This window comes from Candidatus Pseudomonas adelgestsugas, assembly GCF_004124255.1.
GTDB lineage: Bacteria > Pseudomonadota > Gammaproteobacteria > Pseudomonadales > Pseudomonadaceae > Aquipseudomonas > Aquipseudomonas adelgestsugas.
The window spans coordinates 1675434-1688472 of sequence record NZ_CP026512.1 but is presented as its reverse complement, the minus strand read 5'-3'; the positions used below and the strand labels follow the sequence as shown (position 1 = coordinate 1688472).

The window sequence follows — 13039 nt, the reverse complement described above, 5'->3', positions numbered from 1 at the left end:
GATTGCTATGTATTGAGCTTTACAGCACTGACTTATAGGAACTATGTTCACATGCTAGCAATTCGCCTTGCCCTTGGCGGCGCTAAAAAACGCCCATTTTACTATTTAACTGTAACCGATAGCCGTAACCCGCGTGACGGTTCGCACAAAGAGCATGTTGGTTTTTTTAACCCTATTGCTTGTGGCCAAGAAGTTCGTCTGTTCGTAAACCAAGAGCGCATAGCCTATTGGATGAGTGTTGGCGCGCAGCCAACTGCACGCGTTACTAAATTATTAAAGGATTCAGTTAATGCTGCAGCTTAAGTAAGCAATATGAACGCGACGCTAGCTGTGGTTGATAATTTAATTATTATCGGTAAGATCTACTCTAGCTATGGCGTTCGTGGTGAAGTCAAGGTGTATTCTTTTATTAATCCAACGAAAGATTCTTTGCAGTATAAAACTTGGACGCTCAAGCGTGGACTAAGTGCTAAGCAAGTTGAGCTGGCCGGTGGACGCTGGAGCCATAAATTCCTAATTGCAAAGCTGAAAGGTTTAGAGAATCGTGAAGATGCTCGGCTTCTAGCCGGCTATGATGTCTGTGTACATCGCAACTTATTTCCTGCATTAACCGATGGCGAGTATTATTGGTATCAACTAATTGGTTTAAAGGTTATTGATCAGCTTGGACAGTTACTTGGGAAAATCGATTATGTTTTAGAAACTGGCGCCAATGATGTAATAGTAGTCAAGTCTTGCACTGGTAGCTTAGACAATCGCGAACGTCTTTTGCCATATACTGAGCAATGCATATTAGCCGTCAATTTAGCAGTTGGTGAAATGAAGGTAGACTGGGATGCTGACTTTTAAGCGTGTCTAATTTAAATATTGAAGTAATCAGTTTATTTCCTAAGATATTTTCCGCTATTAGCGAGTATGGAATTACTGGTAAGGCAGTGAGACATGGGCTATTGCGGCTAACTTATTGGAATCCACAAGACTACACGTCAGACAGACATCACACTGTTGACGACCGCCCATTTGGCGGCGGTCCAGGTATGGTGCTGCAAATAAAGCCTCTCGAAGACTCACTCGTTGCGGCTAAGGCAGCCGCAAAGCAAAAGGCGAAAGTAATTTATCTGTCTCCCCAAGGTCGTCAACTGACACAGACTGCTGTACGTAAAATGGCGAATGAGAAAGCTTTAATTATGATTGCTGGTCGCTACGAAGGCATTGATGAGCGATTTATTGAGGCTTATGTAGATGAAGAGTGGTCAATTGGAGACTACGTCTTATCTGGCGGTGAGTTGCCAGCAATGGTCCTAATAGATGCGATTACACGTCTGCTACCTGGAGCTTTGGGGCATGCAGAATCTGCGGAGGAAGACTCTTTTACGGATGGCTTGCTAGACTGTCCGCATTACACTAGACCAAAAATATATGCGGATCGTCATGTTCCTGACGTATTGCTAAGCGGCAACCACGTACGCATCCGGCGCTGGCGTTTACAGCAGTCTCTTGGTCGTACTTATGAACGGCGTGCTGACCTTCTGGAAGATCGCTTGCTTTCTAGAGAAGAAAAGAAACTGCTTGAAGAATATATTCTCGTGCATAACGAATAGTGGCTATCTTATCGATAGCAAGTCCACTGACTTACTAGGATTACAATATGACTAACAAAATCATCCTTGCACTTGAAGCAGAACAGATAACAAAAGAGATGCCTGTGTTTGCTCCAGGAGACACTATTGTTGTTCAGGTAAAAGTAAAAGAAGGTGATCGTGCGCGTCTTCAAGCTTTTGAAGGTATAGTAATCGCTAAGCGTAACCGTGGTGTGAATAGTGCTTTCACTGTTCGCAAAATCTCTAACGGCATTGGCGTAGAGCGTACTTTTCAGACTTATAGTCAGCAAATTGATAGCATAACCATTAAGCGTCGCGGTGATGTACGTAAAGCTAAGCTATATTATCTGCGTGACTTATTCGGTAAAGCTGCTCGTATCAAAGAAAAACTATATTAATTGCAGTTGAGTTAGGCATCAAAGGCAGCTATTATACTGCCTTTGATGCCTAATATTTATTCATGGTCACTAGTTTTGAAAAAAAGCTAGCATCGCATTGATCTGTCTAGTACCCATGTTACTAAAGTTGTGTTTGCGACGAACACAAACTACTATCATGTTCTGTCTGGTAGTACTGTTATAGAAGTAAAAAGATGCAGTATTTATTAAATACATGAGTGCTGACAACTGCAGACACAATCCAAGAAGTGTTCATTTTGCGATGATCGATAATAATAAGTGCCCAGTACTAGTATCGCTTGAATTTTGGATGTATCTAGAACGAGTTGATTGCAATAGTGCACCACTAGCAAAACTTTGTTGTTTACTGCTTTTAGTTTTATATCCATAATGGATCATCCCATTATCAACCGGCATCTTTGATGCCGTATAATGATAAAAAATGTATTAAGCAATACGCTAGACATGCTTATTATCGCTATCTGAGCATCGCTTAATAGTTAATTTTCAAAAAAAATTTTTTTGAACTTATTAATACGTATCGTGAATAGATTGTAGAATATCTAGCTTGGCGTTTTGAATAAAACTACGAGCCTCATTCAACTAAATCATTTTTGTTTAGTGTGCACAACTCTTATAATTACTTTTCTATTAGAAAAAATTGATCATGATTGGCTTAAACTTTGCAAATCAATATGTCTAAGTTTAGTAGATGTTTGCTAAAATCTTTGTCAGAAGTTTATATATAAATGCTTTGTTCACCATAATAGAATTATATAAAGCCACCTAGTGCCAACGTGCTAGCGCTACTCTCGATATGTTCTACGCCTCTGTGGCTTATGTGACTGATTTAGCTGACTCTAGAACAAGTTACCTGCACTATGGCATGCTGCACGTAATTACTAAATGCAGAAAGTAACGATTGGTGTTTATGATGGATGAAACAGCTTATAGATAAAGTGCTGTATGCATAGTGCTAGCAGTGAAATGCTTAGTCGGCGACTTGGTTATTTACTATTATCCAGTCTGCGTATAGCGCAGAAGAACGACCAAGTATTTTAGCATAGTATTAAGCACTAAGTGAGGTTTGCAAGGATTGGCAAGACTTGCTTGTCGCATATCTTGCGCAAATGCATTCGTCGTCCGTTTACCTAACCATGGCACGGATTTGCCTAGTAGTGTAAGTACTAATAAGGCACAGCGACTTATTTACGATCTAGATATATATCTAGATCGCACTAACAGGTCTGCAGTATATATACTGCACATTATTAACCAGCGTAATTGAAAACATTAATTGATCTTGCTACAAACTGTTTACATTCAACTGTGGTAGTTTGTGTTAGTTAGCATAGCTTGATGTGCTTCACTATATAAGTATATAGTTATGTTTTTTAGATAGGTGCGCCACGCCTACTTTTGCGGTTTTTAAGAATTTACAGTACATCTAATTCAGATTATTGCCATTGTAGTTTTTTGTAATAATGCCCAACCTTATTGTTGCTGATGACACCGCCAAGTAAACGATTCGTAAGAGTTAATCTTAGCTTATAATGCAATACTACGATCAAATGCATTAATGCGAAACAAGAAATCAGTCTGCATAAGTGTAAGGTTCATAGCGATAATTACTCGTTTTGTATTAACTTTCATAGCCTGAATATAGTTATGGTTATTTATTTTCAGCGCAAAGATAGAGGGCTAGTTAACCTAACCAAGAAGGTTGAGCGCTTTAAAAGTTTTAATCTACTTGACGGTGTTTTAGTCACTAGCAATCTTAATTGATTAGGCTATTAACAAAACCAAAATCAAGATCTACATATTCACTTATACCATTTGTCTGTACTGCTACAAATAACATGCAGAAGTATCAGCATAGAATTAAGGTAAACATTAATATGTTGTGCTATGTTGCATTTTTATATTACAGCTTTAGTAAGTACGCCTAGCAATAAACCATTAGAAGTCCTCAATGATGTTTCATTGACAAGAAAGTAGTTATAGACATAATGGTCAATTGCTGGAAAATTAAAACAACTAAATGCGCTATCTTAATTTTTAAGTAATTAGTCATTGGTTAAGTCGATTGGTGTAAATACTATACTGCCCATTGCTTTGTTGAACGGTTACGTTATTCTTGGCTATTAGCTTGTGGCATAAGTTACCAGATTAGTGCTGAGTGCTAAGTAAGCCGGTATTGTTGAATTATTAGCTATGATAGCTAGCTAATTTATAGACTGGTTATTAAATTAAAGGTCGTAGTTGTGTGGCTGTTTTTATGACGAATTTAGCGTCGGTTATTTAATAGGAGGTTTATTAGTGAAACCGGTTAAAGTAGGAATTTGTGGGTTGGGAACCGTTGGTAGTGGCACTTTTAACGTGCTTCAGCGTAATGCTGGAGAAATCTCCCGTCGTGCTGGGCGTGGAATTAAAGTTGCACAAATTGCCACGCGTACATCAAAGCCTCAGTTTCAAACTACCGGTATAGTGATGACCAACGATGTCTTTGCTTTGGCTGCTAACGATGAAATAGATATTGTTATTGAGTTAGTTGGCGGCTATACTGTAGCTCGCGATCTAGTGTTGCTAGCTATTGAAAATGGTAAACACGTAGTTACTGCTAATAAAGCACTAATCGCTGTGCACGGTAACGAAATTTTCGCTAAGGCGTGTGAGCATGGTGTAATTGTTGCGTTTGAAGCAGCTGTAGCTGGTGGTATCCCTGTGATTCAGGCGATTCGTGAAGGATTATCTGCTAACCGTATTAATTGGGTAGCCGGCATTATTAATGGCACTGGTAATTTTATCCTCACAGAAATGCGCGAAAAAGGTCGTACCTTTGAAGATGTGTTAGCCGAAGCTCAGACTCTAGGCTATGCTGAAGCCGACCCTACGTTTGACGTAGAAGGTATAGATGCGGCACACAAGCTAACCATCTTAGCGTCTATCGCCTTTGGTATACCATTGCAATTTGATAAGGTTTATACTGAAGGTATCACTAAGCTAACTACTGCGGATGTCAGTTACGCTGAAGCCTTAGGTTACCGCATTAAACACTTGGGTGTGGCACGTAGTACTGCGTCCGGTATAGAATTGCGCGTACATCCAACACTGATTCCAGCTGATCGCTTGATAGCTAACGTGAATGGTGTGATGAATGCCGTAATGGTCAACGGTGATGCCGCAGGTTCTACCCTGTTTTATGGTGCCGGCGCTGGTATGGAACCGACTGCTTCATCTGTCATTGCTGACTTGGTAGACGTGGTTCGTGCTATGACCAGTGATCCAGAAAACCGTGTACCGCACTTAGCTTTTCAGCCTGACTCATTGTCAGCCCATCCGATCCTTCCGATCGAAGCCTGTGAAAGTGCTTACTACCTACGTATTCAAGCTAAAGATCATCCTGGCGTATTAGCTCAAGTGGCGCGCATTTTGTCAGAGCGCGGTATTAATATTGAGTCGATCATGCAGAAAGAAGTTGAGGCACAGGACGGTTTAGTACCGATGATTTTGCTTACTCATCGCGTGCTTGAGCAGCATATCAACAATGCTATTACTGCACTGGAAGCATTGCACGGCGTAGTTGGATCGGTAGTGCGTATCCGTGTCGAATATCTCAATTAATCATTAAGTAACAATAGTTCTCGCTACAAATTTGAGCGGCCTTTGTTTAGAGTATTCTAGAGAAGCCAGTTATGCGTTATATCAGCACTCGTGGCCATGCGCCGTCCTTAAGTTTAGAAGGGGCCCTACTAGCAGGTTTGGCTAGCGATGGTGGTCTATATGTGCCAGAAAACTTGCCACGTTTTACACATAAAGAAATCGCTTCATGGGTCGGGTTACCATACAATGAGTTAGCATTCAGAGTGATGCGCCAATTCGTTACTGGTAGTATTCCAGACGCAGACTTCAAAAAAATTATAGAAGAAACATATGGTGTGTTTTCCCACAAAGCTGTTGCGCCACTGTGTCAACTAAACAGCAACGAATGGGTACTTGAACTGTTTCACGGTCCTACTTTAGCATTTAAAGACTTTTCCCTGCAATTGCTTGGTCGCTTACTAGGCTACGTGCTAGAAAGATGCGCTAAACTTGTGGTGATTCTTGGCGCTACTTCTGGCGATACTGGCTCAGCTGCTATCGAAGGCTGCAAGCATTGCGAAAATGTCGACATTTTTATTCTGCATCCGCATCAGCGAGTATCGGAAATACAGCGTCGCCAAATGACTACTGTTTTCAGTAAGAAAATCCACAATATTGCGATTAAGGGTAATTTTGATGACTGTCAAGAAATGGTTAAAAGCAGCTTTGCTGACCAAAGCTTCCTCAGCGGCAAGCGTCTAATAGCTGTGAACTCAATTAACTGGGTGCGGATCATGGCTCAGATCGTTTACTATTTTTACGCATCTCTACAATTGGGCGGCCCAGCGCGCTCAGTATCATTTTCTGTACCAACCGGTAACTTCGGTAATATATTTGCCGGTTATTTAGCTCGCAATATGGGCTTGCCGATTAACCAGTTGATCGTCGCTACTAACCGTAACGATATTTTACACCGATTCATTAGCAGCAACCGATACATCAAGGACACCATGCACGTAACATTGTCGCCATCAATGGACATCATGGTTGCGTCGAACTTTGAACGCCTACTGTTTGACATATATAGCCGTAATAGCGTTGTTTTAGCTAAATTAGTAATTAGCTTGAAGCAAGGTGGCGGCTTCAGTATTGAGCAGGGACGCTGGATAGAAATCCGTAAGCTATTCGATTCTTTAGCCGTGGATGATATCCAGACCTGTAAAACTATCGCTGAGGTATATGCCCAGACCGGTAAGCTGCTTGATCCGCACACCGCTATTGGTGTGAAGGCCGCGCGTGACTGTCGTCGTAGCCTAAACACTCCAATGGTAATCCTTGGCACAGCTCACCCAATTAAATTCCCTGAAGCGGTAGAGAAGGCAGGATTTAACAAGGCATTAGAGTTACCAGAGCACTTAGCTGATTTATTTGAGCGTGAAGAACATTACACTGTTTTACCTAATAACTTACAAGTAATGCAAACTTTTATTAGTCAAAACTTTAATTCTAGTCAGCCTCTTTAAGGTAAATCGCATATACAGAAAATATCGCTACCTGTTTGATTCATGGCTAGTTAGTAATATTTATTATTTTATGGATAAACGATAACATGCGTGTTTATGCTGTTATTTTCCGTATGTTAATCAATAATAGTATTCGAAATTATAAACATAACAATAAAGACTCTACATTTCAGTGTCTGAAATTTTCATAGGTTTTCTTGTGAATTATAGTGTTGAATTTACTTAGCTCAGCATAGAAGTATAGATACGTAATGCATAAGTGTCAATCTTCTTTAATGTAGTTTGTTTATTATTGTGTTCTAGCATGATATCTGTTTTTTATAGTTCAGGTCTTTTTTTGTTCGTACAGCGTAAGTATAAGCACTTAGTGCTTTGCCTGGTATATGGTTAAGTATTATATGCGCTAACTATAAACCACTAAAATAGTGGATCATTACTTAATAGTTAAATAAGTCTATTATTGTTTATCATGTTGTAATCTTATACTGGCTTACGTCAATCTTGAACAGTTTTAGAAAGCTAAAACTAAAATTAGCCTTTACATTATGGTCAGTTATTTAAAATAGATGCAGTTTTATTGAAAGTAACTATTTCAAAATTATTAATTTGTGATTGAGATGATAAATATTAATCTGTTAATTAAAGAAGCACTAAACTATTATCATGTAAAAATAGCATCTTCGAGTATGTAGAGCTGCATGCATAAGCTTAATATCTATAACTAGAGGTTGTTGTTTTGTTGTAATATAATGCATAATTACTATGCATATCTAGATAAAAAATACTTCGAGTTTAGCTTATTTTGAGCTTATAGTAACTCAGCTTATTGCGTGTTTACGATTATGGTATTCGACATTTTCATGCTATCTGTTGAAGTACATTACGTCATGTGTGGTGGTGTTGTTTGAGGTGCTCGGAGCGTGGGCCCGAAGTAGTGGTAATAACTGATTTAGTGTTTTCTAGTTTTATAGTTATTTAAAATACTGACTGGTAAACAGGTTACGCAATAGCCAAATTAACGACAAAGTTATCGGTAGAACTGCTGCGTTTAGTAGTTAGCGAATTGTATGCGGGATGTTAGTGTCTAAGATAAATTACTATGTATAGTTGATTTATAGTATCTTGACAGGTAAGCAGCAGCGTTATGATCAGTACTTTTTATGTAAGTAATCAACTTTAATGAATAAATACAGAGTACCTAGCAGGCTAGAGCTGGAGCGTAAGGCATCAATCAGTTTCTGTAGAATTGAGAGATTAATATTTACTAAGTTTTAGTAGTTTGCCTGTGTTGCGCTAGAAAACAGCATGACTAAGCTGCATGAATAACTAGTGCAGCTCTAATTACAGGTGTAGTTAGGTTTGAAGTAATCAGTAAATTATTTTCAGATTAAAATAGACGATATGTTTTGTTTGGTAGTATGAATATATAAATGATCAGCTACGGTAAAATTACATGATATATTTGATATAGTAGTAAGATCGTGATATTGAGTGTATTATTGAAGATTATCAGCTAGATTATTGTAAATATGTTCATACGCTAAATACATAACGGAGTATACCCATATATTATGTTTAACAGATGCTCTAATAAATTAGAGAGCTGCATGGTATAGGTTTATGATAATAACATATAAAAATAGTAGCGTCAGTCAAACCTGCCGCATTAATGAGTAGTTACAAAATAATATTTACTAATACAAACATGCCTAGTTGTATGGCTAGGCCTGTGCTTCTACTGAGAGCAGTTGGCAGCAAATACAAATTAAGTGTTGGATGCAATTAACAAGTTATTTAGTGAGGCTAAGTTTTAGCGTTTTTAGGATCTGATCATAGAAGACATTAAGACACCAACTTCTTTAGTTGATGCCGTTAGGCGATCAAAACTATTGTGAACAACAGCAGATTTGTAATTTGCCACACTGGTTGCTGAGATTTGCTTAATAGATCCAGTCAATACACACTATTAATGGTAATTAGTTGTGTGTATCCATTAATAGTGCCTTGTGGTTCAGACAATAAAACGAGATGGAGCGTACGATCATTTTATTTATTGTGCACGATAGACTAATGGTCCGTCTTCAATATATCCATTCATATGAATAAAATACTTATAAAGATTAATGTTTACTGCTAGATTTAACTGTTAATAGCTATTGGTTATAGAATCTTTAAAGTTTTATGAAAGATGTTAAGAATATACTATTCTGTCAGAATGAACTAAATGCTAGATATCAAAAGGCTACTCTTGCGAATATCTTTTTTGATATCTAGCATTTAGTTGCGGGAGCCGGATTTGAACCGGCGACCTTCGGGTTATGAGCCCGACGAGCTACCAAGCTGCTCCATCCCGCGTCTGAATATTGACATTTTCACAGAGAAATATATATATGTCAACATGTGATTAAAAAGTGTTTTACGATTAATTTAGTAGCTTGATCAAATAGCCTTTACAGGCTTTAGAGTTAGTATAGTTAAGGGTTTTGTTCTATTGATGAATTAATGTTGATTAAGAATAGAATACATGTTGATATGTAAAAGGCAGACTCAAATCACTACTGCTTCAATATAAGCAGTATATTGTACTATAAATTTTTCGTTGAGTTACACTTATATTTATATGGCATAACTTAAAGCTCACTAACAATTGACAGTTTTAGCAGAGAGTATTTAAAGGATACATACGTAAAATTGATAACCATTCAGTATACATTAACAGCAATGATCGCGTGGATAAGCTGTTTGTACGCACAATGTTTGATAAAATTCTTTAGACCGCCTTAGAGTAAGCCAAGATAGTAAAAATTTAAATAGTTATCAGTAATTATTAATTAGGCGATTAATCTTAAGCGCAAGCTAGTATAGTGATTGGGATTAGAAATTAATGGGTGAGATCGCTTGATCTTTAGATCAAAAAATAAACAGTTGATTTACCTCAGTAAAACTGCATCAAAGTTTTGTGTACGCAGGCGTTGTGTTGGTTGCTATATATAAGGCCAAGATATGAGGCTAATCTAGCCAGGTATTTTGACACTATGTTTTCCACTGACTAGCTGGTTTTATTTTCTTTTAATCATCATCAATCCAGTTATGACTTCCAGTAATACTTTGCGTGAGGGGTCGGTAAACATCATGGTTGAGTTATGACGCATATCGTTATGGTTATTTTTCTACACTAATTTTATAGGCGTGAAAGCAGTGTAAATTCTTTTTAGTAAAAAAATGGGTAGTTACCTAGTCTGATCGGACAGTTCAAACGCAGTATGATGTTGCAGTCAGTGGTTAACTCATTAGCTTGTTTGTTGCCAGTGATCTATACCTGGCACTCGCCCTAGAGTGACATTGAATACTAACTGCGCTTGTCACAATAGGTTTCACTCTTGCATATAGCCTTAGAGGTATGTATTTGCTAGCTAGTTAATACTGTCGATGCCATAAGCTAGCAAGCCACTTATTTGCTAGTAGGTAAATTGTTAAGAACGAAATTATGTATTTGATTATTATCAGCATTTACCGCAGAGGCTACACGCTAGGAAGTATCTCACAATAAAAACCTGCGCCATGTTTATTAGAATGTGCAGTAATCTTAATAGTAAATAACCTTACAGGTGTTCTTCTTATAAAAAACTTACAGTTATAATAATTTTAGCATTTTTCGTTTGCTTGCATTAATTTATAAGGCTTGTGAGCAGAATGATATTCGCTACACTAAATTTTATACTTACAGTGTTGTAATTCTGTAGTAGTACAACTTTTTGCCATGTATAGTAACTGCTGCAGCCATAGCATTTCACTTAAAATGATTTTTTTAAAATATAGGTTTCAGCGATGAATGCGTGCTTGAAGAAAAGACAGCACATCAGCTATCGGCAATAATTGAGCTTTGGCTTTAATCCGGCTTTTGTATTCTAGATTGCCGTTAGCTAAGCTGCGGCTACTTACCACGATACGGTGTGGAATGCCAATTAGTTCCATATCAGTAAACTTGATACCAAGGCTAGTGCGTTTATCTCGATCATCGAGCAAAACTTCAAAACAAGCAGCTGTTAGTTCAGCATAAAGCTTATCGGTAACTTCACGTATTTGCTTAGTTTCGTAGTTTAGCGGTACCAGAGCTATTTGAAATGGTGCCATAGCGTCGTTCCAGATAATGCCTTTTTTATCGTTGTTTTGCTCAATAGCAGCCGCAATTACACGTGATACACCAATACCGTAGCAGCCCATTTCAAGAATGATCGGTGTGCCGTTTTTGCTTAGCACTTCACACTTCATAGCCTTGCTGTACTTGTTACCTAGCTGGAAGGTATGTCCAACCTCGATGCCGCGCTTAATTTCTAAGGTACCTTTGCCGTCTGGGCTTGGGTCACCAGCGACAACATTACGCAGGTCAGCCACGTGTGGAATTGGTAGATCACGTTCCCAGTTTACGCCGAAATAGTATTTGTCATCGATATTGGCACCGACACTAAAGTCGCTCATTAGCTCAACTGAGCGATCAATTATGATTGGTATCGGCATGTTTAGCGGGCCGAGTAAACATGCACTAGCATTAATAATATTACATAGTTCAGCATTAGTAGCCATGACTAGTGGGTCGGCTACGCTAGGTTGCTGGGCGGCTTTGATTTTGTTGAGTTCATGGTCGCCACGAATAACTAGGGCAATTAATTTACCTTTTTCTTCGGCATGCACGATTAGGGTTTTTATGGTTTTTTCAATTGGTAGATTGAATTTCTCTACGAGGGCTGAGAGAGTCTTAATCTCAGGCGTGTCTACCAAACGCAGTCTTTCAGTTGGTGTCTGGCGTACGGTTTTGCGTGGCACGGCTTCGGCTTTCTCTATACTCGCTCCGTAGTCAGAGCCGTTGCTAAAAACAATACAGTCTTCACCGGACTCGGCTAGTACGTGAAATTCGTGGGAGCTAGCACCACCTATAGAGCCGTTGCTAGCCTCAACCTGGCGGAACTTTAGGCCAAGGCGCGTAAACACATTACGGTAGGCTGTTTGCATACGGTCGTAGGTGACTTGTAGTGAAGCTTGGTCAGCATGGAACGAATAGGCATCCTTCATAAGAAACTCGCGACTACGCATTAAGCCAAAGCGTGGGCGAATTTCGTCACGAAACTTGGTTTGGATCTGATACAGATTCAGTGGTAGTTGCTTATAGCTGCTTAGTTCGTTACGTATTAGGTCAGTTATAACTTCTTCGTGGGTCGGGCCTATGCAGAAATCACGGTCATGACGGTCTTTGAAGCATAACAACTCATAGCCATAAGCTGTCCAGCGTCCTGATTCTTGCCACAGTTCAGCCGGTTGCATGTTTGGCATCAACACTTCTAGAGAGCCTGCGGCGTTCATTTCTTCGCGAATGATAGCTTCAACTTTACGTATCACCTTTAAGCCCATTGGTAGCCAAGTGTAAAGGCCGTAGGCTAATTTACGTATCATGCCGGCACGTAGCATCAGCTGATGACTAATTACAACTGCATCGGAAGGTGTTTCTTTCTGTGTAGCGAGTAAGTATTGGCTGGTGCGCATTAGAGAGGCCATTATTAACTGCTTGAACTTGTTAAAGAGCTTTGATTCATACTAGTAGTTGCGAGCTTTAGTATAGGCATGAGGATGGTGTTATATTTCTTTCTATAGTGAGCTAGATATGTGATTCTGCTTATTTTAAAATATAGCATATATGTCAATAATAATGTAACTATGTTAAATAATACAACAATGCTATTGTTAATAAGCTAACTATTATGTTAGGCAAAGCGCATTCACTGCTTAGTGGAATGAATTAGTCTAGTTCATATACTTTCCTAAAATCAATATATGGCAACAAGGACAATCAGGAATAGTGTAATTTCACTGAAGAGGCAGGTGATGATGAAAAGTTTTGAGAAGAATCTGTTTTATTACTAGCGAATAGCTATTAATCAAG

7 protein-coding genes and 1 tRNA gene are annotated in these 13039 nt (G+C 38.8%); 6 read left to right on the top strand and 2 right to left on the bottom strand.

The window, feature by feature from the left end; all coding sequences use genetic code 11:
- The first annotated feature begins 51 nt into the window (after positions 1-51).
- From rpsP to thrC, 6 genes are all read left to right on the top strand, one after another.
- Positions 52-303: a 30S ribosomal protein S16 gene (rpsP, locus tag C3B55_RS04155; RefSeq protein ID WP_129211712.1), complete on the top strand. Its 252-nt coding sequence runs from the start codon at positions 52-54 to the stop codon at positions 301-303.
- 9 nt (positions 304-312) lie between these two features.
- The gene (rimM, locus tag C3B55_RS04150) at positions 313-849 is read left to right on the top strand and encodes a ribosome maturation factor RimM (protein WP_129211710.1); all 537 of its coding nucleotides are present in this window, start codon (positions 313-315) and stop codon (positions 847-849) included.
- A gap of 2 nt (positions 850-851) precedes the next feature.
- The gene (trmD, locus tag C3B55_RS04145; protein WP_129211708.1) at positions 852-1601 is read left to right on the top strand and encodes a tRNA (guanosine(37)-N1)-methyltransferase TrmD; all 750 of its coding nucleotides are present in this window, start codon (positions 852-854) and stop codon (positions 1599-1601) included.
- 47 nt (positions 1602-1648) lie between these two features.
- Entirely contained in the window at positions 1649-1999 is a 351-nt protein-coding gene (gene rplS, locus C3B55_RS04140; protein ID WP_129211706.1) for a 50S ribosomal protein L19, read from the top strand.
- A gap of 2319 nt (positions 2000-4318) precedes the next feature.
- Entirely contained in the window at positions 4319-5623 is a 1305-nt protein-coding gene (locus C3B55_RS04135) for a homoserine dehydrogenase (RefSeq protein ID WP_129211704.1), read from the top strand.
- A 71-nt stretch (positions 5624-5694) separates the two neighbouring features.
- Positions 5695-7104 carry a threonine synthase gene (gene thrC / locus C3B55_RS04130; RefSeq protein ID WP_129211702.1) on the top strand — a complete coding sequence of 470 codons (1410 nt, stop codon included), beginning with the start codon at positions 5695-5697 and terminating at the stop codon, positions 7102-7104.
- A 2281-nt stretch (positions 7105-9385) separates the two neighbouring features.
- Here the strand turns inward: thrC and C3B55_RS04125 are convergent.
- Positions 9386-9459 (bottom strand) — tRNA-Met (locus C3B55_RS04125).
- 1467 nt (positions 9460-10926) lie between these two features.
- Positions 10927-12642, bottom strand: coding sequence for a proline--tRNA ligase (locus C3B55_RS04120; RefSeq protein ID WP_129211935.1), 1716 nt, complete (start codon positions 12640-12642; stop codon positions 10927-10929).
- Between the last annotated feature and the right edge of the window lie 397 nt (positions 12643-13039).